The organism is Rothia sp. HSID18067 (genome assembly GCF_003989445.1).
GTDB lineage: Bacteria > Actinomycetota > Actinomycetes > Actinomycetales > Micrococcaceae > Rothia > Rothia aeria.
On record NZ_RBMF01000002.1, the window covers coordinates 745,846 to 767,608 of the forward strand.

18 protein-coding genes and 1 pseudogene are annotated in these 21,763 nt (G+C 55.5%); 5 read left to right on the forward strand and 14 right to left on the reverse strand.

The window, feature by feature from the left end; translation table 11 throughout:
- Nucleotides 1-78 precede the first annotated feature (78 nt).
- From D8M23_RS08315 to D8M23_RS08350, 8 genes and pseudogenes are all read right to left on the reverse strand, one after another.
- A pseudogene (locus D8M23_RS08315) lies at nucleotides 79-2,934 on the reverse strand (MMPL family transporter); the annotation flags it as partial.
- Between the two features lie 438 nt (nucleotides 2,935-3,372).
- Nucleotides 3,373-6,027 carry an MMPL family transporter gene (locus D8M23_RS08320; RefSeq protein WP_126854392.1) on the reverse strand — a complete coding sequence of 885 codons (2,655 nt, stop codon included), beginning with the start codon at nucleotides 6,025-6,027 and terminating at the stop codon, nucleotides 3,373-3,375.
- Nucleotides 6,028-6,091: 64 nt separating this feature from the next.
- On the reverse strand, nucleotides 6,092-6,745 hold the full coding sequence (locus D8M23_RS08325) for a TetR/AcrR family transcriptional regulator (RefSeq protein WP_126854393.1): 654 nt from the start codon (nucleotides 6,743-6,745) through the stop codon (nucleotides 6,092-6,094).
- 218 nt (nucleotides 6,746-6,963) lie between these two features.
- On the reverse strand, nucleotides 6,964-8,574 hold the full coding sequence (locus D8M23_RS08330; protein ID WP_037237269.1) for a sensor histidine kinase: 1,611 nt from the start codon (nucleotides 8,572-8,574) through the stop codon (nucleotides 6,964-6,966).
- Between the two features lie 89 nt (nucleotides 8,575-8,663).
- The gene (locus tag D8M23_RS08335; protein ID WP_126854394.1) at nucleotides 8,664-9,407 is read right to left on the reverse strand and encodes a response regulator transcription factor; all 744 of its coding nucleotides are present in this window, start codon (nucleotides 9,405-9,407) and stop codon (nucleotides 8,664-8,666) included.
- A gap of 221 nt (nucleotides 9,408-9,628) precedes the next feature.
- Entirely contained in the window at nucleotides 9,629-10,561 is a 933-nt protein-coding gene (locus tag D8M23_RS08340) for a hypothetical protein (protein ID WP_126854395.1), read from the reverse strand.
- Nucleotides 10,562-10,719: 158 nt separating this feature from the next.
- Complete coding sequence (locus D8M23_RS08345; RefSeq protein ID WP_023133451.1) at nucleotides 10,720-10,917, reverse strand: hypothetical protein; 198 nt, start codon at nucleotides 10,915-10,917, stop codon at nucleotides 10,720-10,722.
- A gap of 261 nt (nucleotides 10,918-11,178) precedes the next feature.
- Complete coding sequence (locus tag D8M23_RS08350) at nucleotides 11,179-12,438, reverse strand: hypothetical protein (protein WP_126854396.1); 1,260 nt, start codon at nucleotides 12,436-12,438, stop codon at nucleotides 11,179-11,181.
- Here D8M23_RS08350 and D8M23_RS08355 point away from each other — a divergent pair.
- The gene (locus D8M23_RS08355) at nucleotides 12,422-12,673 is read left to right on the forward strand and encodes a hypothetical protein (protein WP_023133449.1); all 252 of its coding nucleotides are present in this window, start codon (nucleotides 12,422-12,424) and stop codon (nucleotides 12,671-12,673) included. The two genes, D8M23_RS08350 and D8M23_RS08355, sit on opposite strands and share 17 nt — an antisense overlap.
- A gap of 40 nt (nucleotides 12,674-12,713) precedes the next feature.
- Here D8M23_RS08355 and D8M23_RS08360 read toward each other — a convergent pair whose 3' ends face one another.
- The 4 genes from D8M23_RS08360 to D8M23_RS08375 all read right to left on the reverse strand — a co-directional run bounded on the left by D8M23_RS08360 (nucleotide 12,714) and on the right by D8M23_RS08375 (nucleotide 18,106).
- Nucleotides 12,714-14,066 (reverse strand): hypothetical protein, encoded by a 1,353-nt coding sequence (locus D8M23_RS08360; protein ID WP_126854397.1) that lies wholly within the window; start codon nucleotides 14,064-14,066, stop codon nucleotides 12,714-12,716.
- A gap of 287 nt (nucleotides 14,067-14,353) precedes the next feature.
- Entirely contained in the window at nucleotides 14,354-15,712 is a 1,359-nt protein-coding gene (locus D8M23_RS08365) for a hypothetical protein (protein ID WP_126854398.1), read from the reverse strand.
- Nucleotides 15,713-15,894: 182 nt separating this feature from the next.
- Nucleotides 15,895-16,590, reverse strand: a complete 696-nt coding sequence (locus D8M23_RS08370; RefSeq protein WP_006888517.1) for a hypothetical protein — start codon at nucleotides 16,588-16,590, stop codon at nucleotides 15,895-15,897.
- Between the two features lie 202 nt (nucleotides 16,591-16,792).
- Complete coding sequence (locus D8M23_RS08375; RefSeq protein WP_006888424.1) at nucleotides 16,793-18,106, reverse strand: hypothetical protein; 1,314 nt, start codon at nucleotides 18,104-18,106, stop codon at nucleotides 16,793-16,795.
- A 255-nt stretch (nucleotides 18,107-18,361) separates the two neighbouring features.
- Between D8M23_RS08375 and D8M23_RS08380 the strand changes: the two genes are divergently transcribed.
- Nucleotides 18,362-19,228 (forward strand): PRD domain-containing protein, encoded by an 867-nt coding sequence (locus D8M23_RS08380; protein WP_006888356.1) that lies wholly within the window; start codon nucleotides 18,362-18,364, stop codon nucleotides 19,226-19,228.
- A 10-nt stretch (nucleotides 19,229-19,238) separates the two neighbouring features.
- Here the strand turns inward: D8M23_RS08380 and D8M23_RS12160 are convergent, their stop codons facing one another.
- Both D8M23_RS12160 and D8M23_RS12165 read right to left on the reverse strand, forming a co-directional pair.
- Nucleotides 19,239-19,445, reverse strand: a complete 207-nt coding sequence (locus D8M23_RS12160; RefSeq protein ID WP_238693816.1) for a response regulator transcription factor — start codon at nucleotides 19,443-19,445, stop codon at nucleotides 19,239-19,241.
- A gap of 6 nt (nucleotides 19,446-19,451) precedes the next feature.
- Nucleotides 19,452-19,766: a hypothetical protein gene (locus tag D8M23_RS12165; protein ID WP_238693817.1), complete on the reverse strand. Its 315-nt coding sequence runs from the start codon at nucleotides 19,764-19,766 to the stop codon at nucleotides 19,452-19,454.
- A 304-nt stretch (nucleotides 19,767-20,070) separates the two neighbouring features.
- On the opposite strand from D8M23_RS12165, the gene D8M23_RS08395 reads away from it, so the two are divergent.
- The 3 genes from D8M23_RS08395 (at nucleotide 20,071) to D8M23_RS08405 (ending at nucleotide 21,641) form a co-directional block, all read left to right on the forward strand.
- Complete coding sequence (locus D8M23_RS08395) at nucleotides 20,071-20,658, forward strand: hypothetical protein (protein ID WP_126854399.1); 588 nt, start codon at nucleotides 20,071-20,073, stop codon at nucleotides 20,656-20,658.
- Between the two features lie 44 nt (nucleotides 20,659-20,702).
- Nucleotides 20,703-20,996 (forward strand): hypothetical protein, encoded by a 294-nt coding sequence (locus tag D8M23_RS08400; protein ID WP_126854400.1) that lies wholly within the window; start codon nucleotides 20,703-20,705, stop codon nucleotides 20,994-20,996.
- A gap of 63 nt (nucleotides 20,997-21,059) precedes the next feature.
- Entirely contained in the window at nucleotides 21,060-21,641 is a 582-nt protein-coding gene (locus D8M23_RS08405; RefSeq protein WP_126854401.1) for a hypothetical protein, read from the forward strand.
- Nucleotides 21,642-21,763 lie beyond the last annotated feature (122 nt).

The window sequence follows — 21,763 nt, forward strand, 5'->3', positions numbered from 1 at the left end:
AGCACCCTCCGCTTTGGTGGCTGAACGCACCGTTTTTGGTGACTCATTCTCCACTTCACCCTCGGATAGGGGGCCGGTAAGGGTTGCGCCCTCCACATCCATATTTGGAACGAGCTTATCAAGCCACTTCGGCATCCACCAAGCTTTATCACCCAGCAGGGTCATTATTGCGGGGGTGAGGGTCATACGCACCACGAACGCATCCACCAGCACCCCAAACGCCAGGCCAAAACCGATGGGACGGGCTGCCGCATCATCAGCGAAAATAAACCCGCCGAACACCGAAATCATAATGATCATGGCAGCGATCACCACACGCACCGCATGGTTATAGCCAGCAACTACAGCGGTTTTCGCGTCCTTACCGTGCACATATGCCTCACGCATACTGGAGACCAAAAATACTTGGTAGTCCATCGCCAGACCGAAGAGAATACCGATCATCAGAATCGGTAAGAAGGCCAGAATCGCCCCCGGGTCGTGCACCCCAAAAAGCGTGCCCATGAAGCCCATCTGGTAGACCGCAACCACCGCGCCGAAGCTCGCCAGAATTGAGAAGAGGAACCCCGCAGATGCGACCAGCGGCACCAGAATCGAGCGGAACACCAGAATCAGCACGATAAATGACAGGCCCATCACCACCGCAAGATACAGCGGCAGCTTCTGCGCGAGCACATTTGAAACATCAATATTGCCGCCGGTCACACCGGTCACGCCCAGGTGCACATCGGTGTCCTGCACGTTCACATCCACCTGACGCAGCTGATCCACCAGTGCGACGGTCTCGGCAGAGTTAGGCCCGTGGGCGGGGATCACCTGGAAAATCTGCAGGGTACGGTCATCAGTCTGCCCGCCAGGAATAACGGCTTTCACATTATTGCCGCCCTTGGCTTTAATGGCGTTGGCAATATCGATCTGAGCCTGCTCAGCCTGCGCCTCGTTCATCCCTGCGGGGGTGTGCGCCACCGCCAGCACGGGGCCGCTCACGCCCTCACCGAACTTATCCTTCACCAGTTTGTACGCCTGGTACTGTGTGCTCTCAACCGGCGAGCTTGCAGCCGACGGCAGACCCATGCGCATCTGGCCCATCGGAATGGCGATAGCACCCAGCACCAGCACACCGGCAATAATGGTCAGCACAGGGCGGGCGAGCACCACCTTCAGCCAGCCGTGCGGGGCTTCCTCACGCTTCTGTTCGTCAGCACGGCGGGCCGCGATTTTCTGCGGGGTGCCAATCGACTCCCACACCTTTTTCGATAGCGCCTTGCGTCCAATAAGGGCAAGCACCGCCGGGGTTAGAGTCACCGAAATCAGTACAGCCACAAACACGCATAGCGCCGCAGCATCACCCATATAGCCCAGGAACGGAATACCGGTCACATTCAGGGCCAGTAAGGCAATAATCACGGTGGCACCCGCAAACACCACCGCGTTACCGCTAGTGCCGTTAGCCAGTGCAATGGAGGCGCGCATGGGCATCCCATTCATCAGATTAGAACGGTGCCTGTTGAGGATGAACAGCGAATAATCAATCCCCACCGCTAGGCCGAGCATCATACCCAGTATGTAGGTGGTTGAGCTCATATCAACCAGGGAGGAGAACGAAAGGGTCCCCAAAATACCCACCACCACGCCCACCAGGGCCATAAGAATGGGCAGCCCGGCGGCGATGAGGGTGCCGAGCATAATAAGCAGCACAATAAGCGCCACCACAACGCCTACAATCTCGCCAGCGCCCATTCCCCCGCTGGAGGTCTCAGCAATATTCTGGTCAAAGTAGACTTTCAGTCCCTTCAAATCCGCGTTTTTGAAGTGCTCCATGAGCTTGGTGGTGTCTGCGGCAGAGACTTCCTCGTTCTTGGCGTTGAAGGTTACAGCAGCAATAGCGGCCGAACCGTCCTCGGAGACCGTGCGGTAGCCGCTCGTCAGGTTAAAAAGGGCTTCTTTGCGGTCGAGGTCTTCTTTCTGGGCGGGAAAGTCCTTCTCAGCTTTCGCCAGCTCGGCTTTCTTCTCGTTAAGCTGTTTCTGCCCGTCTTCGAGCTCTTTCTTTTTGGCGTTCAGGGCCGCCTGGTTCTTTTCAAGTTCCGCCTGTTTAGCGGTGGTTTCGGCACGGGTGGCGTCTAGTTTCGCCTGTGATGCGTCGGCTTCGGCACGTTTATTGTTCAGGTCTGTTTGTTTTTCGTTCAGCTCGGAGCGCTGGGCGTTCAGCTGCTCCTGCTGCTGGTTCAGCGGGGCCATGACGGAGGCTTGAGACCCCTGCGCCTCGGCTTGGGAGAACGATGCGTCTAGTTTCGCCTGCTCTTCGGCCAGCCGGTTTTTGCTCACATCAAGCTGCTTCTGCGCATCCTCTACCCGCTGTTTCGCCTGGTTTACCTGCGTCTGGGAGCTATCGAGATCTTTTTTGGCGGCCTCTACCTGCTTATTACCGTTATCAACCTGCTGCTGCCCGCTTTCAACCTGCTTTTTACCCTCATCGATCTGCCGCTGACCGTCGGCAATCTGTTTTTTGCCGTCTTCGAGCTGCTCGGGGGCACCGCCTACTTTCTGTTTACCTTCGGTCAGCTGTTTCTGCCCGTCGGTGAGCTGCTTTTCAGTCTCGAACGGGTCGCTGACGGCATCTACAGAGCTCACCTCCCCTTTAAGGCTCTTGAGGGAGGCTGTAAACGCCTGTTTCTGCTCAGCGGTGATCCGTGAACCGTCACCGGTGGTGACAACCACCTGGCCGCTGCCCCGGTTGGCATCTGGGAAGCGTGAGGACAGCTCGTCGGAGAGCCGCTGGGTTTCGGTGCCGGGCATGGTGAACGTGTTCTTCAGCTGCCCGTGGAATGCGGCGTAGCTGGCGCTCACCCCGCCAATGAGAAGGGCCCAGATGGCGATAATTACCCAGGCTTTGCGGGCTGCGAAGTCGCCGATGGAGTAGAGCCATTTGGCCACTGTGGTTCTCCCTTGGTTGATATACGGTAAAGGTGCAGGTTTTTAGGACTAAGAAAAATATTATCTCAGGTTATTTGCTCCACTATTTTTTAGGCGCATTTTTTCATCTTTCCGCGCTGTTGTAAACCCCTTAATATGCAAAGAAATACTATGTTGAACCCCACTTTTACACTAAATTATTATGCGCTGCGTCCGCCCCGCAGAGCGTTTTTAGCCTGCTTTTCCGCACAAGAAGCAGGTTTTACCCAAATACAGCATCTGTGGGCTTCTTATAAAAACCCATATATTATGCGGATAAAAATTCATGGGTGAAAGAAAATAGCTCCGCACCAGTAGGGTCACTGGTGCGGAGCTACATATTAATGCGTGTTGTATCAGCCACAGTATGTATTGTTGGGTTTTATCCCAGCATACTGTGCGGCATCATGCACACGCCGCCTAGGAGGATGCTCCCACGGTGCTTTTAGCCGTCTCGGCTTGTTCATCGTGCTCGGCGGCGGGCTGTTCGGCCTCTTCTTCCAGGGTGTCCAGAAGGGTTGCGCCTTCCACATCCATATTTGGAACGAGCTTATCGAGCCATTTCGGCATCCACCATGCTTTATCGCCCAGCAGGGTCAACACTGCGGGGGTGATGGTCATGCGAACCACGAAGGCATCCACCAGCACGCCGAAAGCCAAGCCGAAGCCGATGGGGCGGATCATTGCGGATTCGGCGAAGATGAACCCGCCGAACACCGAGATCATAATGATCATGGCGGCAATCACCACACGCACCGCATGGTTGTACCCGGCGACAACAGCGGTTTTCGCATCCTTACCGTGCACATAGGCTTCACGCATGCCGGAGACCAGGAACACCTGATAGTCCATCGCCAGGCCGAAGAGGATACCGATCATCAGGGTTGGCAGGAACGCCAGGATCGGACCGGGGTCGTGTACCCCGAAGAGGGATCCCATGAAGCCCATCTGGTACACGGCAACCACCGCACCGAAGCTTGCCAAAATCGAGAAGAGGAACCCGACCGAAGCAACCAGGGGTACCAGAATCGAGCGGAACACCAGAATCAGCACAATAAACGACAGTCCCATGACGACCGCCAAGTACAGCGGCAGTTTCTGCGCCAGCGTATTGGAGACGTCGATATTGCCGCCGGTCAGGCCGGTCACGCCCAGTTTCACGTCAGTGCCCTGTATGTTCACGTGAACCTCACGCAGCTGCTCAACTAGGTTCACGGTTTCAACCGAGCTCGGCCCGTGTTTGGGGATCACCTGGAAAATCTGTACGGTGTGGTCATCGGTTTGCCCGGCGGGAACCACGGTTTTCACGTTGTCGGGGTCTTTCGCCTCAATCGCGTGAGCAATATCGATCTGCGCCTGCTCAGCCTGCGCCTCGTTCATCCCTGCGGGGGTGTGCGCCACCGCCAGCACGGGGCCGCTCATGCCTTCACCAAACTTGTCTTTAACAATCTGGTAGGCCTTATATTCAGTGCTTTCAGTCTGTGAGCTTTCTGCCGAGGGCAGGCCCATGCGCATCTGACCCATCGGAATGGCAATAGCACCCAACGCCACCACGCAGAGCAGGATGGTCACCACAGGTTTGGCGAGCACAATTTTCAGCCAGCCGTGCGGGGATTCCTCACGCTGTTCCTGTTCGGTGTGGCGTGCCGCGATCTTCTCAGGAGTATCAACGGACGCCCATGCCTTCTTCGACATGACTTTACGACCAATCAGCGAGAGCATGGCGGGGGTTAGGGTCACCGAGATCAGTACAGCCACAAAGACGCACAGTGCCGCAGCATCACCCATATACCCCAGGAACGGGATACCGGTCACGTTCAGGGCCAGCAGGGCAATAATCACGGTGGCACCCGCGAACACCACCGCGTTACCGCTGGTGCCGTTAGCGACCGCGATAGATTTCCGCAGCGGAATGCCATCCATGAGGTTGGAGCGGTGCCTATTGAGGATAAACAGTGAGTAGTCGATGCCCACCGCTAGGCCGAGCATCATGCCCAGCATGTAAGTGGTTGAGCTCATATCAACCAGGGACGAGAATGAGAGGGTGCCCAGGATGCCCACAATCACGCCCACAATCGCCATGAGAATGGGCAGCCCGGCGGCAATGAGGGTGCCGAGCAAAACGATGAGCGTCATAAGGGCCACCACAATGCCCACAATCTCGCCAACGCCCATACCCACATCGGGAGATTCGGCGACATTCTGGTCAAAGTTGACCGTCAGGCCCTTCAAATCCGCGTTTTTGAAATGCTCCATGAGCTTTTCTTTATCAGCATGCGGGGCTTCCGAGCTTTTCATTTTGAAGAAAACCCCGGCGACCGCGGTCGAGCCGTCCTCAGATACCGTACGATAGTCGCTCGTCAGATCCAGAAGCGCCGATTTGCGGGCGAGCTCCGCCTGCTGTTCGGGAAGCTTCTTTTCAGAGTCGGCAAGTTCAGCGGCCTTTGTATCCAGCTGCTTCTGGGATTCGGCCAGCTGGGCACGCTGAGCGTCAATCTGCGCCTGCTGGGAGCCGAGCTGTTCACGCATAGACTCTAGAGCACCAGCTGCTCGGGCCTGTTCGCGGGCCGCATCCAGCTGCTTCTGTGCCGCATCCAGCTGTGCCTTGCCGTCATCTGCTTTCTTCTGAGCATCCCGCAGCTGTTTCTTGCCGTCCTCGATCTGCTTCGGGGCGGCATCTAGCTTCTGTTTACCCTCTTCAAGCTGCTTCCTGCCGTCGGCAATCTGCTGCTCGGTGGCGAAAGGGTCGCTCACATCGTCAACCGCCGAATTCTCGTTCTTAAGGCTATTCAGCTTGTTCACGAAGGCTTGTTTCTGCTCATCGGTAATACGTGAACCGTCACCGGTGGTCACGATTACTTGGCCGGTTCCTCGGTTAGCGTCCGGGAAGCGTGAGGCCAGCTCATCGGTGAGCCGCTGCGTCTCAGTGCCGGGCATGGTGAACGTGGTCTTTAGCTGCCCATGGAATGCACTATACGTACCGGCAACACCGGCAATAACAAGTACCCAGATAGCAATCACTGCCCAGGCTTTGCGAGCGGCAAAGCTACCGATAGAGTAAAGCCATTTAGCCACTGCGGATCCTCCTCAAACTCAAAAATCTCTGTGTTGATTGATATGGTGCGCGTATTCGCTGCGCCTATGCGTATTGACCGCCAAGCAGTTCTTCAACATAGCCAAGGCAGTGTTCTATGCTGTCCCGCATTTTCTCAGCGTCTTCGGGGGGTTTGGGGTTGCCTTCGGCGTCATAGAAGGACGCCGCAATGCCCTCACAAACAGCGGAGGCGATAAGGTTCCCAAAAATGGCGATGCGCATCCGCGGGATGTCTTGGCGCTGCTGCCAGAGCTTGTCAACGACCATTTCGATGGAGTTCATATAGGAGGTTGAGCTGTATTCGTTGAACTTATTGTCAATAGAGTAGTCGTGGAGGGCGAACAGCAGCCGCGCGTGGGGTTCCACATGTTCGGCGAGGCGCTCAGTAGTGAACGCGGCGCGCACCCCGTCGAGCATGTCCCGTTCTAGATGCGGGCCGGTGGGGGTGCAGAAGTCAGGGATGACCTCAAAAATACGGTCCAGGTACTCGTTCAGGCGTTCAACGGCGGCGGCTTCAACTGAGGAAAAATGGTTGAAAATGGTACGCCGGGATACGCCGGATTCTTTGGCGAGCGTATCCGCCGTAAGCGCTTTAAGGCCGCCCGCAAGCACGAGTTTTTCGGCCGCATCCATAATGGCGATGCGGTTCTCGGCTTTGCGCGCGGAGCGTTTGTCTACAATCTTTTGGGCAATACACACAGTTATTACACTAAGTGCAATATTGCACTAAGTGCAAGTTTTAACACTGTGAGCTCACCCATATTTTTGCACTGAGTACAAATACGCAGGGGTGTTCGGCCCCAAGAACCGACACAGGACGCACACGGTAACCAGCAAACTGAGCACACGGTTCCTTCACACCACCCGCAAACGGCGGGCATCCTTGTGAATACCCGCCGTATCAAAAGAAGCAGCGGTTAGTGCCCGCCTGCCCCCTTTTGCACGCTCAGCCGAGCCTGCGCAGGTGCCGCACTTGCCAACGGCAAACGCACCATGAACTCGGTGCGACCTGGCCGGGATTTAACCGAGATCGTGCCTCCATGCACGCGCACAATCGCCTGCACAATCGAGAGCCCCAGCCCCGTGGTGCCGTCCGAACCGGAACGTGCCTTATCGGCGCGCGCGAAACGGTCAAAAATCTTATCCACAAACTGCGGGTCAATCCCCGGCCCGTTGTCCACCACGGTCATTAGGGCGTGGCTGCGATCCGCTGAAACCCGCAACCCGGCAATCACAGTGGTGCCGTCATCCGTGTGTTTACGGGCGTTTGACAGCAGATTCAGAATCACCTGCTGCAGCTGTGAGCGGTCAGCAATCATCTCAACCGGCTCATCCGGCACATCCAGCCGCCACACGTGAGTGCGGGCCGCCGCCTGCATATCAGAAAGGCACTCAATCAGCAGCTCCGTCAGGTCAATCAGCTCAAACTGCGGCTCACGCCCCTCATCCAAACGCGCCAGCAGCAGCAGATCTTCAACAAGGCGCGACATGCGCACCGTCTGCGAGTCGATGCGCGCCAGCGACGACTGCCCATTCTCACTCATTGCCTCTGTCCAGCGCATCATATCTGAATAGCCTTTAATGGCGGCCAGGGGCGTGCGGAGCTCATGGGAGGCATCCGCAATGAAAGCGCGAATCTGCTGTTCGGTGCGTTCACGCACCTCAAGGGCCGAACTCACATTATCGAGCAGCTGATTCAGGGCGTACCCGACCGCACCGACCTCGGTTCTGGGGTCGGCGTCTTTGGGCATCACCTTCACCTGCTGGGAGATGGTGTGTTCACCCAGGTTTAGGTTCGCCACGTCGGTGGCAACCGCCGAAACACGCTCCAGCGGGCGCATGGTGCGGCGAATAATATATGAGCCAAGCATCCCGGCCAGCACCATAACGGCCACGGATCCGATCACCATGACAGTGATGGTGGCGGCTAAGGTCTGGTGCATATCGCCCATGGGTACACCAACCAGCAGGTTTCCCGAGCCTGGCTTACCTTTTGAGACCTGCACCAGGTAGTGGCCTCCGCTTTCCAGCTCAACCTCCACGGGTACGCCGTCTTGGGCACCCAGACGGATAGCAGAGAGCAGGTTCTTATCGGAGTCTGAGATCCCCTGAGTATGCGCTTTGCTGTCGAGGATGCCTGCGAAAGTGGTCTGCCCGTCTCGGTCAAAGCACATGCCAAGTGTGCCAGGTACCTGCCCGGGAATGAGTAGCGGGTTTTTGCCGGTGGCATTATTGTCCGAGGTGGGGCACGCGAGGTTCCCACTGGATTCTCCCCCTTCGGGGCCGCCACCCGCACGCAGGGAGGTGCCGTTGAGGTTAGCGATAACCTGACCCAGTAGCGAGTTATGAATAGCAACGTAACTTGAGCTGCCGATAATAATGCAGGCAACGCCGAGCATACTTACGAGGATGGCAATAAGGCGGGTGCGCAGACGCGGGGAGTAACGCACTTTTTTGTTTCGTCGTGCGCGTTTAGCGGGTGCCTGGGGTTGGGGTGGTGCTGTGTGCGTGCTCTGCGCTACGTTCATTCAACCACCCTTCCATGCCACATTCGGAATTTATTATATGCAGTATTTGCGAGGATTAATCCTTGATTTTTAAAACTTTACTGCTGTTTTTATACAGCTGGACGTATAACATAACCTGCGCCGCGTACTGTGTGAATCATAGGCTCACGCCCCACATCAATCTTCTTACGCAGATACGAGATGTAAAGCTCCACAATATTTGCTTGTCCGCCAAAATCGTAGTTCCACACGTTATCAAGAATCTGGCTTTTAGAGACCACGCGTTTAGCGTTCTCCATGAGGTAGCGCAGCAAATCGAACTGAGTTGCGGTAAGCGTGATGGGGTCGCCGCCACGGCTCACCTCACGGGTGTCCTGGTTCAGGATCAAATCTCCCACCACTAGTTCGGCGTCATCAACCGCAGCCACACCCGAGCGTTGCACCAGCCGGTGCAGGCGAATCATCACCTCCTCCATTGAGAATGGTTTAGTCACATAATCGTCGGCACCCGCCGCCAGCCCTTCAATACGGTTATCAACAGAGTCTTTGGCGGTGAGGAAGAGGCACGGCACCTCGGGGTAAAATTTGCGGATGCGTTCCAGCAGTTCCAAACCGTCAAAGCCAGGCATCATAATATCGAGTACCAGTACGTCTGGCCGCCAGTCACGGGCAATGGCGAGCGCGGTGGGCCCGTCGGTGGCAGACCGCACTTCCCAGCCGATCATTTTCAGGCCCATGCTCACGAGTTCTTTCAGCATCTCTTCGTCGTCGGCGACAAGGGCGCGGATGGGGCTGCCGTCTGGGTGCTCAAGGGTGGGAAGATTTTTAGCGATTTCGGTTGCTTTGCTACTCATGTCTTAAAGGGTAGCGGGAGTTTGGGGGTGCAGTGGCGGTTTTTCCCGTTTTTCTCGCACAACATAGTGGATGCATAAGCCGCGCACAGCAACAGCACAGTATCCCGCATCCCGGGGTCGTTCTAAAGATGCCGCACCCCTGTGTGCTTACCGGCAGGACCGCATAATAATGACACTGTGACGCCAGAGGAGGAATGGAGTTGCCTTGGCGTCACAGTGTCTTAGGGATGTGGGCGAGTAGTGGTCAGGCGTTGCGGCCCTACCCTGTTAGAGGCGCACCCGCCCTTGAGGATACGGCGAGGTTTCAGTGGTTTCACCCCACCAGCCCCCGGGGCTCCGTAGCCGGATACACTCAAATCGTTGCGGGTATTTCGTGGGCCGGAGAATCCTTCGTCCTCGATTTTCCCGTCGGAGGACACCGTGGTGGTAATCTCTTTATCTCTATCCCCCACACTCACGCTGCGGGGAGTGATCTCAACCCACGATCCGTCCGCACAGGTCACGGTTTTTACCTCTTTGTCTTTCATGTACCGGAAGGTGCCGTCGGGGTTCACGTGAATCACCTGCCTAGAACCGTATCCCACGTTTTCTTTAACGGTCATGTCCCAGGAGCCGTCGGGGTTCAGCTGCATGCTTTTCATCCCTGTTTCTGCGGTCCAGGTGCCGTCGGCTTTTACCTCAATGTGGTCGCTGCCGCGCTTAATGTAGGTCCAGGAGCCGTCGGAGTCGTTAATTTTTACCCAGGGTTTGTCAGAGCTGCTGATGGGGTCGTTCGGGCGCGGGCGCGGCTTACCGGCCTTATTATCATCGGTGAGAGCAGCTGAGCCGCCGGGGGCATTCTGGCTTTCGAAGGGAACCTTGTCGGGGTTTTTGCCGACTTCATGGGCGGGGCAGGTGATGGGGAATTTTACGTCGGTGAAGAAGTTATATTCCCGCGCTTTTTCGGGGTGTTCAATGAGTTCTTTGGCGTCAATTTGTTCTTTTGGGGTGGGGGTGGCGGATGCCGTGTAGCTTGATGATGCTGCGCTTGAGGCTCGGCTGCTGCTGGCGGACTGTGATTTTGAGCTGGATGAGCTTGAGGTGGAGGCTGCGGTGCAGGCGCTGAGTGCGAGAACCATGACCGCGCCTACGGAAAGTATGCGAAGCTTATGCATAGTAATTCCTTACCGGTGAATATTATGGGTTTATGGGCGTTTTCCTCTTCTAATATACCCTTTAGACTTTTTTGAGGCCGCTAAAACACGCCCCTGGGCGCAGGATCCTTTTCGCGATGCTCTCATCCCATCCGCTATTGCGGCTTTGTGGGTTTTGTCTATAGCCCGTCCCGCAGGATTGATGGGAGCATCCCCAACTCGTCGAGCCTGCGCACCAGGTGGATACTTAGGTCGTTACCCCACGCCCGTGCACTGTATTTGCGGGTGCCTTCAGGCCGGTAGAGCAGGTCGCGGTCAAGCAGGCTTTTCAGTTGTTTACTGCGCACTGCGGAGGAGCCGGGAAGCAGGTCTTTCACATCGCCGGCAGAGACTTCCCAAACAGCATTATTTAACAGGCACGAATCTGATATTTAACGGGAGAGCCGTTTTCCCTTGGTATTTCAGGGTTTTCAGAATCCCCTGTCGGGCAATTATTTAACGCCAGGCGTTTTAACATTTAACGCAAAGGCCCTTCCCGGAGGCGGCACAGCCGGGTACAGCAACGCCCGCATACGGAGCGAACCGTAGCGGGCGGGTACTGCTGTATTCACCGGTTACAGTGTTAGCGGTGCTGTGTTTTATGGGAATGCCTTCTGCCCTGCGGCTAAGGGGTTACGCGCCCTTAGGGGCATAACACCATCTTTAACAGTTAATGGTGCGCGGGGGGTTTCCGGGTCTTTTATGCTTTTATCTCCGCCCCGGTTCTCCCATGTTTTTCGTGCGACCTCTATCCATTTCTTATCCGAAACGCCCTCATAGATTTTGCCGTCGGGGGTACCGTAGGTGATTTCGCTGTCCTTGTATTCATAGCACCATGAGCCGTTGGCAAACATCTGTATCTTTGTGGATTCCCCGGTTTTCTTCACCCACGTGCCGTTCGGGTTCACATGCATATTCACCTTGGTTTTTTCGGTGTAGGAGTCCCATGACCCGTCCGCGTTCAAGGTTGTGGTGTCACCGTCACTATTTTTGGATTTCCATGTACCGTCGGCGGCAACTTCAGCGGTTACATCTTCTTCTTTAGTGGAATATGAGTAAGACCCATCATCTTTGAGGTGAACGTTGCTTAGGCCCCAGTCATGGGACTCCGTTTCCCGACGGCGTGGCTCTTTACCTGCCTTATTATCATCGGTGAGGACAAGCCGCTGCTGCTGCGCTATGGCGAAACGTTCCTGTTCGGAACCAACGGGTGCCTGTACGGCCTTTACACCCCTGGGCAAGGGTGTACGCGGTATCAGCGGGATGACGCCGTTACTTCCCACACCGTATTTAATATCTTCTGTCCGCTGCACGATAGACGATTGCTCGTAGTCGAAGGGCTTCACAAGGCCCCACGCGGAGCTTACTGAGGTACTCTGCTGCCCATTCTTCGAATCGGTGATTGTGACGGTTCCGTCCGCACTGCCAATAATGGTTTGGTAGCGACCTTTCTTCTCCCAGCTGCCGTCAGGGCGCACCTGTTCTCGGGCCTCTACAGCTTCTTTCCCCTCTTCGGCCTCATATTTAGTGACTGTATCCCACGACCCATCAGGGTTGACGTGCGTTTTCTCCTGCGTGGATTTGCTATTTTCCACAGCATCCCACGACCCGTCGGCGTGAAGTGTAACTTCCTGATGACGATAACCGTCTGATCGATATGACCAGGTGCCGTCAGCGTTCACGGTCAGCTCCCGGTCTTTATCAGGGGAATACTTCCAGGAGCCGTCATCATGCACTGTCACGTACTTACTGGTTCCCCCCTGCGAGCGCGGGCGGGGTTTACCAGCTTTATTATCGTCGGTCAGACCAACGGTGCGCACCTCGCCGCCAGATGCTGACGGGGTGGCGCTGGGTGACACGGACGCAGAGGCTGTGGCGGATGAGGTGGCCTCAGCCGGGTTGAATTTGCCGGGCTCCGGGCAGGTTGGCATTTCGGGTTTGGTGTACCTGCTGTATGGGCTGTATGAGCTGGAAGCCACCGGGCGTTCTGGGGCGCGCGGTATTGTTTCTTCTTTCCTCGCGGAAAACACAGCACACGAGCTTAAAACCAGTGTCAGCGCGGTACCTGCCGAGATGGACGCAAGAACACGGTGATAGCGTAAGATTGTCATTGCCAGATTCCTTACACTCTCTCCTACGAGAAGGCCTTCTGCCCGGGATACAGCGGTTTACGCGGGGTCAGCGGCAGGACGCCTCCCCCACCAATACCGAGACCATACCCCACCCTGGGTGATGGAACACTGGGGGTGCGCACAGTTGTATACGTTTCATTCGTAATCTCGAACGGCTTACCGCTTGAGCCTTCCATGTACACTTTGCCGTTGACATCGCTGTAGGTGACGAACCCGCCGCTGCTCTCTGAGCGCCACGTCCCGTCAGCATGCAGTTCTTCTTTTTTAGAACCCTCAGTCGTACGCCAAGTGCCGTCAGGGTTAACGTGCGTGACAGCTTCCTCACCGCCACTCTTAGTTTCTTTCTCTTCCCACGAGCCGTCGGCGTACAGGGTCGTTGTTTTCTGCCCCACCGCTTTCTCATGTTGAACCCAGGTGCCATCGGTGGCGACAGTCAGCTCAGTGTCCCCTTTGTTCCAGCTCCATGAGCCGTCAGGGTTAACCTTGGCTTGCGGGTTTACTTCACGTTCAGGGCGCGGGCGCGGCTTACCAGCCTTATTCTCATCTGTCAGAAGCGTGCCTTCAAGCTCAGCAAGGCCCCTGCGGTATTCATCAGTTTCGGGTACAGCCTTCTTAGCGGAGACACCCAACGGCAAAGCAGTACGCGGTTTCAGCGGAATAACACCGTCTTTCGGGACGGAAGTTACCAAGCTTCCATCTTCCTTGTAGAGCGATGCCACGTACTTGGGGAAAATATCGGGCCATTCGCTGCGAGAAATAGGTTTCTCTTCATCTGCTTTGGAGTCTTTCTTGGTGGCCGTACCATCAGCCTTACCAACATATTTAACGCCGAGCTCGTCTACCTCCCAGGTACCGTCGGCGCGAACCTCTGCCTTATTTGAAGGCTCTTTATTTTCTTTGCGTTGCTCTTGAATGCCCCACGAGCCGTCAGGGTTAACGTGGATTACGGTTTTTGAATTAGACAGTTTTTCGGTGGATTCCCACGAGCCGTCGGCGTGAAGCGTAAATTCCTTCTCACCAGTTTTATTCTCCCAAGTGCCGTCAGCATTCACAGTTATTTTTTCCTGGCCAGACAAGGTTTTCTCTGTCCACGACCCATCAGATTTCACCTGGTTCTGATTACCACGAGTTTCACGTTCGGAGCGGGGGCGGGGTTTGCCCGCCTTATTGTCGTCTCCCAGACCAACTATCTGCCGCCCGTCCTCCGTTGAGGTGGATGCAGATTCTGACGACCCCGAATTATTGGTGCCCCCTCCCTGGTTCACCCCGGATGACGAGCAGGCACTCAGCGCCAACAAGAGGGCGAATGAGGCCGAGACGGGGGCTGCCATACGGTTGCGGCTGGTCTTCTTCATTGGAGTTTTCCTTCTTCATAACGTATGTCGGTGTGCGGCGCACCGGGTGCCGTTACCCTCAGTATATGAACCGGGGCAGTGGCTGCGGCGGCACCTCACCGGTGCTCGTTACGATGTACAGAGAACCCGTAGCCAGCTCCCACCGTTCCCCCAGTAAACCCCCAGTTTTAAAGACGCGCGCAAGCCGGATGCTCCCCACACAACGGGAGTATCCGGCCTGCACAATACCGCGTATTTCTCGCCCGCCACCGGTACCGCACAGCGGCCCCAGCGACGAACCGGCTCAGCTACGAAACGGCTTTCTGCCCCACTTTCAGCGGGGTGCGGGGCTTGAGCGGAACCACACTATTGGGGCCCACGCCGTTCTTTGAGACGTAGGAGGTGGGGAATCCGGGTACTTTCGCCGGGAAGTGTTCTTTCTTGATTTCCCGGTTAAAGTTGCTGTGCTGCTTATCCACGTGGTGGGCGGTGCCATCTGCCAGGCCGGTATCGAGTGACCTGTCGTCCTCGTACCGCCACGAGCCGTCCGCGTGGGTTACAGTAACGGATTGGTTCCGTTGATCCTCCCAGGTCCACGAGCCGTCAGCGTTCACATGAATTTTCTGCTGATATTTCACGTCATCAAAGTCCCAGGAGCCGTCAGCGTGCAGGGCGGCAGACGAGCCGTCTTTTGTGCTCTTCCACTCCCAGGTGCCGTCGGCGTTCACCTTGACCTCCACACCACCGACGGTGGTGTGCGTCCATGAACCGTCCTCATTAATGGTGGCGTTGGTTTCGGGGTATTTATCGGTGGAACGCGGGCGCGGCTTACCGGCCTTATTGTCGTCGGTCAGGGCGGTACCGTCCGCCTCAGCTGAGGCCTGCTTATCCTCCTCAGATCCGGGGACAGCATAGGTGACTTTCAGACCGGGTTTGAGGCCAGCACGGGGTTTGAGCGGAACCACACTATTGGGGCCCACAGCGTTCTCCGTCACCTGCGTATGGGGCGCTGGGGGAACCACAGGGAAACCTTCCTTAGGGATTTCACGTTCTTCCCCGGTGGCCGTGTTCTTCTTCGTCGCGGTTCCTTCCGTCGTACCGGTGGTTACGTACTTACCGCCGCCTTCGTGGTTTTCCCAGCTGCCATCGGCACGGGTTTCTGTGGAGTCACCGGTTTTCTCGTCTTTCTGCCTCCATGTGCCGTCCGCGTTCATGTGAATAGTTTTCTTCACATACTCGTTGTGGGTGGAATAATCCCATGAGCCGTCGGCGTGCAGGGTGGCTTCCTGCCCGCTCTTTTCGTCCTTCCAGTGCCAGGTTCCATCCGCGTTAGTGGTCATGACTGTGCCATCGGGCTTATCGTATGTCCACGAGCCGTCCTCATTAATGGTTGCACCTTTGAGGGTGTCTTTCATGGATGAGCGCGGACGCGGTTTACCGGCTTTATTGTCGTCGGTCAGGCCCACGGGCAGCTTATCGTCCGCCGATTCGGAGGCAGCCGCCGTGTTCACCGGGGAGGACTCGCTCGTGGCGGCGGCTGCGGAAGACTCGCTCATAGTCGGGGAACTTTCCTGCGATTTCACGGAGCTAGTGGTGCAGGCACTCAGCACCAAAACCAAGGCAACACTGGCCGATAATGGCGCGGCGAAACGACGGGGCGTCAACATATGCATTCTCTTTTCAACGGTGAATAATAATGCCCCACAACACCACTTCAGTGAATATGCAGCAGTGTGGGATGTGCAGCATCTTTAAGTGTACCTTGCTGGATAAACCAGCCATACCTTCACCCAAGACCCACTATGCACAGTTTTACATGCTTATGCGTTTTGTGGTGTTCTATCACCAGTTAGGGGACGTTTTTCTGACCCGCCTTCAGCGGGGTGCGCGGGCGCAGCGGGATGATGCTCTTATCCCCCACACCATCCTGCCCATAAATAGTGGGCAACGCCGGGGTCTCATCGGGTATTCGGTCCGGGCCAACCTCACGCATATCCGGCTTCTGCTGGTATACCTTCCCGTCCGATGTGCCGTACAGGGTCACATGCTCAGCCTGCTGACGCCATGAACCGTCCGTATTCACCGCCATCCCCCGCCCAGACGGGACCAGGTCATAGCTCACATGATCCACCACCCGAATCCAGCTGCCGTCCGGGTTCACCCGGGTACGTTCCTTAGTTTTAGCGATATAGCTCTCCCACGTGCCATCAGCTTTCAGGTTCGCCTTATCCCCGCCGCTATTGGACCACTCCCAGGTGCCATCCGGGTGCACGTGCACGCTCACATTCGCGTCCTTATACTCCCACGACCCGTCACCATTAATTTTTGCACCCGCCGGGGTAGTCCCACCGGATGCGCTCGGCCGGGGCCTGCCCGCCTTATACTCGTCCACTTGGCCCACAGGCACGGTGTAGCTTGTTGAGGTGGACGGGGCCGGAGTGGCGGCCCGCTCCTCATACGTGGGGTTGGCGGTGCAAGCGCTTAGCACCACCAATAAGACGGCACCAGAGCATAACGGCGCCACACGGTAACGGGGCGTAAACATGTGTTCTCTCTTTCACCGGCGATAGTTTCAGGCGCCACGGCAGCCTCCGGAAGGTAGGGCACCTGTTCCCTTAAATTTTATCGTGCGCCACCTTTGAGAGTGAGGGCACGCATCACGGTGTCTCCCGCGCAATCGTAGAAGAACCCCGGCGAAACGTCGCGTGAAGGCGCCGCCCCGCCGGGGCTATCAGGGAACCGCCGGGCTACGAGCTCACTTTCTGCCCGGCCTTCAACGGGGTGCGCGGTTTAAGCGGCACCACACCGCCGCCACCCGGGCCGTTCGGCTCAAGCACGGTGGGGGCGCTAGGAATGCCCTTCGGTGCATCCTTCTTCGACAGCTCACGCGCAACAGGTTTCTCCTGGTACGCCTTACCCTCCGCAGTACCGTACAGCACGAACGACTCGGTCTCATTACGCCACGAGCCGTCCGCGTTCACCGTGATCTTATGGTTACCTTTCACCAGGTCTTCGGCACCGCCCTTATACTCCCAGATCCAGCCACCATCGGCTTTAACGTGCACAGTCTCATCACGGGAGGCAATATACTCATCCCACGACCCGTCAGTGTGCAACGCGGAGGTGTTACCGTTAGCGTCCTTCTGGGTCCAGGTGCCATCGGCTGCAACCGTCATGGTGACGCCCTTAGCATCAGAGTACGTCCACGACCCGTCCTCATTCACCGTGGCATTTGCTTTGAGCTTGTGCTTTGAACGTGGGCGTTCGGTGCCCGCCTTATTGTCGTCAGTCAGCAGCAGCCCCTCCTGCTCGGCGGTGGCTTTCAGGTCTTCTTCAGAGCCGGGGACAACGTAGATCACTTTCGTACCCGGTTTCAGGCCCTTACGAGGCTGCAGCGGCAGCACGCTCTCACCGCCCACCCCGTCCTCAGAGACCACCGTTGCGGGGGCGGGAGGCACCACGGGCCATTCCTTACGGGAGAGCTGACGCTGACCCGACGCGCTCTTACTCACCGCCGTCCCATCGGCGTTGCCGGTGTTTTCGGTGGTGCCGTGGGTGTGCTTCCAGCCGCCGTCAGTGTGCGTCTCGAAATGCCCCACTTTCCTGTCATCCATAGTCCAGGTGCCGTCAGCGTTAACATGCACCTGCCGGTGGATCATCTCATTATTCATAATGTGATCCCACGAGCCGTCAGCGTGCAGGGTGGCCTCAGTGCCTTCTTTCTGGTTTTTCCAGGTCCAGGTGCCGTCGGCGTTAGTGGTCATAACGGTGCCGTTGGAGGCGGTGTACGTCCACGACCCGTCCGGGTTCACTGTCGCGCCTGTGGCAACATCTTTCACCTTCGAGCGGGGGCGGCTATCGCCAGCTTTATTATCTTCAGTTAAACCGAGGGGGAGCTTCCCGTCAGCAGCATCCGGTGTAGTGGCGGAGGCGCTCGCCGAGGCAGTTGACGACGCACCCGCCTGCGGTGAACTATTAGATGCCGAAGAGCACGCGCTCAACCCCAGAAGTAGACAGGCACCGGCACATAGCGGTGCCACAATTCGGCGGGATTTAAACATATAACTCCCTCGTTATTTATCGATAATCATGGTGGTGACGTTTTGGTCACCCTTGTTTCATTGTAACGCGCACCTTTCACCACCTAGTACCGGTGCTTACGCCCCTTCAGCGCGTCGCACACTGCCGGTTTTCGGCACCTTCCCCCTGAACTTTCCGCCTTTTTGCGGGAATGAACCGCTGCGGCAGGCTCTTATAGCTGAGGGTGACGGTAAAATTTGAGGAAATACCCGAGAGCCGACGGAAAGGAGAGGACCATGCGCATCAGCCGCATCTACAACAATAATGTGGCCCTCACCGTCGATACTTTCGGTAAGCAGGCGGTGGTGATCGGCCGCGGGCTGGCGTTTGGTAAACGCAAAGGGGACATGGTTAACCCCGCGAAAGTTGAGCAGACCTTCGTCCCTGAGCAGGGTATCTCGGCGGAACGGCTCAGCTGGTCGCTGTCCGAAATTCCTGCCGATATTCTGGCGATAGCCACCGAAATAGAGGGCGACGCCCGCAACGACACCGAGATTGAGCTCTCAAACTCTTTCATTATCCCGTTCGCAGACCACCTGCACTACGCGGTCATACGCGCCCGTGACGGGCTGCGCGTGGATTACCCGCTCGCGCCTGAGGTGAACCTGCTGTACCCGCACGAGGTGATCTACGGCCACCGTGCCCTGAACCTGGTGCGCGAGCGCATGGGCGTGGAGCTGAACACGAACGAGGCGATCCCGCTGGCGCTGCACCTGGTAAACGCCCAGTTTGCGACCGCCGACATGTCGCGGGCATTCCGTATGACGGAGGTGTTTGCGCAGGTTTTTGAGGTGATTGAGGTGGCGTACAGGCGCGCTATCGACCCGGCCTCCATGTCTGCGGCACGGTTCATTACGCACCTGCGGTACCTGTTTGTGCGCGCCGATCAGGGCAAGATCGGGGCGGCAGGTGCCGGGATTTCGCAGCCGAGCCTGCTGGCGGCTTTACGCGCGGATGCGCCACGCGCCCACGCGTGCGCGCAGAAGGTGCTGCTGCTTCTTGAGATGCAGCTTCAGCAGCCGCTCACCCAGGATGAGCTGACCTATTTGACGATTCATATTGACCGCTTGGCGAAAGACCTGTGGAGTGCTGCCCCCGCATAGGGCAGCCGCCTCACCCATTCCGCAGCAGGTGCAGTACGGCCTGCACGCGGCGGGCGTTGCTGTTTGTATCGGGCAGGTCGAGCTTCGCGAAAAGGGTGTTAATGTGCTTTGCCACGGTCTTTTCCGCCACGAACAACTTCTCGGCAATTTCGCTGTTTGACAGACCCTCCGCCATGAGGGTCAGCACCTCAAGCTCGCGGGAGGTCAGCCGCTCCAAGCGTTGCTACACCGCCCGATGCTCCATTAGCTCCTTGAGGGTCTCCGGGTCTACCACCACACCGCCCGCGGCAACCGCCTTGACCGAGCGCACGAACCCGGCATCGTCAAATACCCTGTATTTGAGCAGGTAGCCGGTGCCTAAACCACCGTCCATATGCAGCTCATCCACGTACAGGCGCTCCACATACTGCGAAAGAATCAGCACCGGCTGCCCCGGAATCTGCTTGCGAATCTGAACCGCCGCACGCAAACCCTCATCCGTGAAGGTCGGCGGCATGCGAATGTCGATCAGCGCAACATCTGGGCGGTGAGTGAGCACCGCATCCGTGAGCGACGGCCCATCATCTTATCCATGCTTCCGGGGTCGGTCGCATAGGCTACCCCGAGGCGGTTCCACGCATTAATAACGGTAATAACAAAGGTCAGCTCCGCCAGTTCCTTCCGTCAAACTGTGCACTTCACCTGTGCGTAGTCGGCATCGCTCACATGTGAACCTTCAAGACTGTACAGGCGGTGTATAAGCAGTTCAAGAGGCTATTCGGCGGGAACCAAATCCATAGCTCGGTTTCACCTTTTTGTATACACTAGTAGCGGGAGAACCTGGATGAAAGAACACAAACAAAATGGATGCAGACCCGCCGCAGCATATGGCCCCGTCACCAAATTTTTCGCAGCCTTTAGCGTCGGCTGCCCCTGAGGCACAGCCGTCAACGTATGCTGCGATAGTTCAAAAATACTCCCGCCTTTATCTCGTGCGCCTGTGCACCGTGGGGCCTCTTATTGTATTGCACATAGTGGGCGCTATTATACTGCTGCTGGCGTTCATGAACGATGTGCAATCCTATAGCAACAGTAAGTACTCCGATGATTTATTCTATTCGCTAGAGTACCTTATGGTATTTGCGACCGCCGCAATACTATTTATATATCTGTTGTATCCTTTCTGTCATATTTTTGGGTGGAAATCTGTAAAAAATAATCTGCACCCCGTGTGGGTTTGTATTATTAATATATTTGGGTTTATTTTTTCTCTTCTAGGGATTGTTTTTTATATACTGCCGACTCTGGATAACATTAACTCAACTCTCCCGACGGGTGCCGTCGGTGAAGTACTCATTCTTGTGCTTGTATTCGCTGTACCCATTGCTGAACTTGTTTTCTCCGGTATTTTTATCAAGCATTCGCTGTGGATGATAAGGAATAAGCATTAGCCTTTGTTTCCCTCCAGTTGCTATAGAAATAAAGGTTACTAACTATGAATGATGAAGAGATGAACAGGTTCATGGATCTTCTCTTGGAGCACGGGTGGAGAGTCCGAAATACCGCCGGATCGGACATATTCCATGTCTCGGGGTTTGAGATGGCGTGGGAGTTAACGAATGAAGATCTTTACACAACTAATATTTTAACATTTTTTATTATTGGAGATTTGGGGCAGCCCAGCACAAAAATCAAAGATATTATACATGTTACAGACAAGAATAATAATCAGCTTATTTTCACAAAGAACAATATTATTGATCAGATAAATTTTATCGAGAATTTATAGAGGGCAAAGTACAGAAAATCAATACTGTTATTAAATATAGCAAGTGTTAGACGGGAAGAAATAATGTTATTAGATGGCGTTGCAATCGAGTATGTGCCGCGAATGGGCTATATGCATATTATATGTGAATTACCTTTTTTAGCTGAGGAAGGAATATTGTATGTTGAAAACATGGATCCTGAAGCGGAAGATTATATGGTATCTAGTATTGAGTTATTAGCGGAAAATTTTTTGAAAGTTTCACTGATTTCAGGTGATGTTGTTAATGTGATAAGCCACTTTAAAACAGGTAACTACCTGTTTAAAAAGATAATTGGAGATTTTAAAGAGTTTAATGCACGTAATTGGGGCGATGACAAACTAAAAATAGTAACCAATGGAGACAAATTAGGAAGTTTTGAGTTGTACCGAACAATAGATAATGATTCATTCTTTGCTATTGATTTATTTGAAGAACAAGACCGTTATTATTTAATTGTCTCGGAACCTGACCGACCATGGCAGAGGGATGAAGTCGCTAATGTCCAATTTGATGGAAAGCAAATTACCTGCCACCTTAAAAATGGTGATACGTTTCATTCTGAAATTGTTTGTGCACCTTATGTTGCCGACCTTATTAATAATGTGTCTAAGTTACTTGAGTAAATTATCTCCGCCGCCCTAATCCTGGCACAGGCCACCCTCTAACACATGCCTTTAAAGTAATATATACTATAATTTCAGGAAAGGTAGTTATTGTATCCAAAATATCGATCTAGTTAATAGAA

Coding starts and splice junctions, on each gene's coding strand:
- D8M23_RS08330 (WP_037237269.1), bottom strand. CDS start 8,574: ATGAACGTAGCGCAGAGCACGCACACAGCACCACCCCAACCCCAGGCA.
- D8M23_RS08335 (WP_126854394.1), bottom strand. CDS start 9,407: ATGAGTAGCAAAGCAACCGAAATCGCTAAAAATCTTCCCACCCTTGAG.
- D8M23_RS08340 (WP_126854395.1), bottom strand. CDS start 10,561: ATGCATAAGCTTCGCATACTTTCCGTAGGCGCGGTCATGGTTCTCGCA.
- D8M23_RS08360 (WP_126854397.1), bottom strand. CDS start 14,066: ATGAAGAAGACCAGCCGCAACCGTATGGCAGCCCCCGTCTCGGCCTCA.
- D8M23_RS08365 (WP_126854398.1), bottom strand. CDS start 15,712: ATGTTGACGCCCCGTCGTTTCGCCGCGCCATTATCGGCCAGTGTTGCC.
- D8M23_RS08370 (WP_006888517.1), bottom strand. CDS start 16,590: ATGTTTACGCCCCGTTACCGTGTGGCGCCGTTATGCTCTGGTGCCGTC.
- D8M23_RS08375 (WP_006888424.1), bottom strand. CDS start 18,106: ATGTTTAAATCCCGCCGAATTGTGGCACCGCTATGTGCCGGTGCCTGT.
- D8M23_RS08380 (WP_006888356.1), top strand. CDS start 18,362: ATGCGCATCAGCCGCATCTACAACAATAATGTGGCCCTCACCGTCGAT.
- D8M23_RS08395 (WP_126854399.1), top strand. CDS start 20,071: ATGGATGCAGACCCGCCGCAGCATATGGCCCCGTCACCAAATTTTTCG.
- D8M23_RS08400 (WP_126854400.1), top strand. CDS start 20,703: ATGAATGATGAAGAGATGAACAGGTTCATGGATCTTCTCTTGGAGCAC.
- D8M23_RS08405 (WP_126854401.1), top strand. CDS start 21,060: ATGTTATTAGATGGCGTTGCAATCGAGTATGTGCCGCGAATGGGCTAT.